The organism is Flavobacterium sp. FPG59, from assembly GCF_002150205.1.
In the GTDB taxonomy this organism is placed as follows: domain Bacteria; phylum Bacteroidota; class Bacteroidia; order Flavobacteriales; family Flavobacteriaceae; genus Flavobacterium.
Genome location: NZ_MTCA01000275.1, coordinates 1 through 3498, shown reverse-complemented (window position 1 = coordinate 3498; position 3498 = coordinate 1). Strand labels below are relative to the sequence as shown.

General features: G+C 33.2%; 1 protein-coding gene and 1 tRNA gene. One reads left to right on the top strand and one right to left on the bottom strand.

The genetic code is table 11. The annotated features are described in order from the left end of the window. Nucleotides 1–25: 25 nt before the first annotated feature. Complete coding sequence (locus FPG59_RS14910; RefSeq protein WP_086455352.1) at nucleotides 26–3154, top strand: TonB-dependent receptor; 3129 nt, start codon at nucleotides 26–28, stop codon at nucleotides 3152–3154. 144 nt (nucleotides 3155–3298) lie between these two features. On the opposite strand, the gene FPG59_RS14905 is transcribed toward FPG59_RS14910, so the two are convergent. After that, nucleotides 3299–3379, bottom strand: a tRNA-Tyr gene (locus FPG59_RS14905). Between the last annotated feature and the right edge of the window lie 119 nt (nucleotides 3380–3498).

Here is a 3498-nt window from a genome sequence, read left to right as displayed (position 1 = left end):
GTTTTATAAAATCTATATTTTTAAAATGAAGTATACTATAACATTTTTAATTCTGTTTTGTACAGGATTACTTTTTGCTCAAGAAACTACCGGAATAGTAAAAGGAACTATAACCGATGAGCAAAATAATACCGTTCCATTTGCCACTATTTCTATTCTTCAAAAATCAACAGGAATAAAATATGCAACGCAATCACAAGCAGATGGGTATTATGAATTCAATCAGTTACAGCCAGCGTATGATTACGAAATTAAAATTGTAGCAGAAGGGTTTAATACCTTACTTTCTGATGCTATTCAAGTACAACTAGGTAAAACTACCAAACTTGATTTTATACTTTTTGCAAAAGCAGAAGTATTGCAATCAGTCGTAGTGGTAAACAATGCTGATTCTAAAAAAGGAAATGAGAAGCGTTTAAAAATTGATGTAATCACAAGCCTTCCTACAGCAAATAGAAGTATTCAAGATGCTACAAGATTACTACCAGAGGCTAACCTAAATTCATTTGGAGGGGCTAACTATCGGTTTAATAATTTATCTATTGATGGGAGTGCCACAAATGATGTTTTGGGATTTCAAGAACCAGCCAGTGGTGCAGCAGGATCAACAGCTTCCGGAACGCCTGGAGGACTAGCAGGAACACAACCAATAGGCTTTGGAGCCATAAGTGCTCTCTCTGTTAAAACTGCCCCATTTGATGTAACTTTTGGGAATTTTACAGGTGCAAGCATCAATGCAGTTACTAAAAGTGGAACGAATAAAACAACTGGTCTTGCCTACACCTTTGTGAAAAATAGAAATTTAGTAGGTACTTACGCTGATGGTATTAAGCAACAAAAAGCAGCTTTTAATGACTATACCTACGGTTTTAGTCTTGGCGGAAGCCTAGTTAAAAACAAATTGTTTTATTTTTTTAATGCAGAATTGGCCGATAGGAATGAAACGGTATTTAATGCTCCTGGAAGTATAACTTCCAATATTTCTGCTGAAACGGTTGCCCTTATAGCTGATAGACTTAAAACAAAATATAATTATGATCCAGGAACTGCACTCAATGCCCAAATAGAGCGCAAGAATACCAAACTTTTTTTAAGATTAGATTACAACATTAGTGATGATCATAAATTAACGTTGAGAAATAATTTTGTTAAAGGCTATGCTGATAATCTAGAATGGACTCCCACTGTTTTTAATTTTACAAATCAAGGATACAGGCACAATTCTACTACAAATAGTATTGTAGCAGAGCTAAAAAGTAAATTCACAAATCGGCTTTCAAATAAAATGACAGTTTCTTTATCAACGGTAAATGATGATCGCACTTATGAAGGTCGTGTTTTTCCTCATTTAGAAATTATTGACAATACCTCAAATACTGTTTTTGCAGGAACGTATAGAGAAGCTTCTATTTACGGTTTAAGTTTAAATACTATTCAGTTTACAAATAATCTTATATATTATCACAAAAATCATAAATTTACCGCTGGAGTTTCATCAGAAATTAATAGTATTGAATATCGCTTTTTAACGGCTTTCAATGGTAGATGGCAATACAACTCTGTAGCTAGTTTCTTGGCTGATCAACCCAACCGCGTAAGGGGAGTGTACAATATTGAGAATAACGATTTTGAGTTTAATAAAAAGACCCCATCAGCAGATTATGGAGTCGTATTAGGTAGTGTTTATTTACAAGATGAAATTAGACTCTCAAAAAAGTTTACAATTTTAGCTGGAATTCGTTTAGATTGGCAAAAAACGCCCACCGCTTTTCCTGTTTCTGATGAAATACAACGAACACCTGAGTTTGCAGGGTATCAAAATAAAATAAATAGTGCGCCAATTATTAATCCACGTTTTGGCTTTAATTATGCAATTGATACCGATGGGAGATATACTTTGAAGGGAGGAACAGGTCTATTTACAGGTAGAATGCCTTTTGTGTGGTATGCTTATGAATATTATATTTCCGGAACAAAATATTTTAATATAGATTACCGCCCTACAACAAGTTTGGATATCAACGAAGATTTAAGTCAGTTAGAATCTTTACAAAATAGAAAATTGACCGAAGTAAATTTAGTAGATACTAATTTCAATTTACCGCGTGATTGGAAAAGTAATCTTGCGCTTGATGTAGCTTTAAAAAATAATTTTGCCTTAAACTTTGAAGCAACTTATACCAAAACTTTAGATGGGTTGTTGTTTCAATCTATAAATAGGAGAGAGGATCAAAAAAGTAATTTTACGGGAGCTGATCAACGTCCGTATTACAATACCTCAGCAGAGAGCATTAAAATCAATCCTAATTTTACAAATGTTTTTTTATTGACTAATACTTCACAAGGATATAGATACAACTTCACAATAGGGCTTACTAAAACAGAAAGCAATTACAATGGATTTTTAGGGTATACGTATGGAGTGAGTAAAGACATTTCAAGCACTAATAGGAATTCACATGCGGCAAATTTTGAATGGAACCAAGCCTTAGTAGCCAATTCACCTGAACTCACCGCTTCAAATTTTGATTTACGTCATAAAATTGTTTCCTATCATTTTTATGATATTTATTTTAAATCGAGCAGTTTTAAAGTAGGTTTATTGTACAATGGTAGATCAGGTAGTCCATTTACATTTGTTTATGAAGGAGATATTAATAGAGATGGTTCAGCCAAAAACGATATTATTTATATTCCCAGAGATCAATCAGAAATTAGACTTCAAAATATAGTGGATAGGAATAATACTGTTGTTGTATCTGCAGCTGAGCAATGGCAACAGCTTAATGACTTTATCAATAACAATGATTATTTGAATAAGAACAGGGGTAAATATGCTAATCGGAATGCGGCAAGAACGCCATGGAATCATCAAGTAGATTTAAAACTCATGTATGAAACAAAACTTTTTAAAAATAAAGTAGAGTTTGCCATTGACTTTTTTAATGTAGGTAATTTAATTTCAAAAAATTGGGGCACCCAGGTTTACGTTCCTAATATTAATAACTCGGGTTATGCACTTCTAGATTTTGTTCGAATAGAAAATCAACAACCCGTTTTTCAATTTAAAAATCCAAAAGGTACACCTTGGTTAGTTGATAATTTAAACTCAAGATGGCAGGGACAACTTAGTGTGAGTTATCATTTCTTATAAGAGTTATTTTTAACTCTAAAATGAGCCAACAGAATTATTCATGTGACCTATGGATAATTCGTTTTTTTAAGAATTGTAAAATTAGGCAGGAAATAATAGGTAAAGATAAAACATAAAAAAAGCGTTGCAAATGCAACGCTTTAGTGGGGAGAGCAGGATTCGAACCTGCGAAGTTTTCACAGCAGATTTACAGTCTGCCCTCGTTGGCCGCTTGAGTATCTCCCCAAGACTTAACAAGTATAACTAGTTGTGCTAACCGGGTGCAAATATAGCAACAGTTTTTAAGTTTCCAAACAAATTTTGAACTTAATTTCGCTATTTTTTTTAATCACTTGGTATTGAAT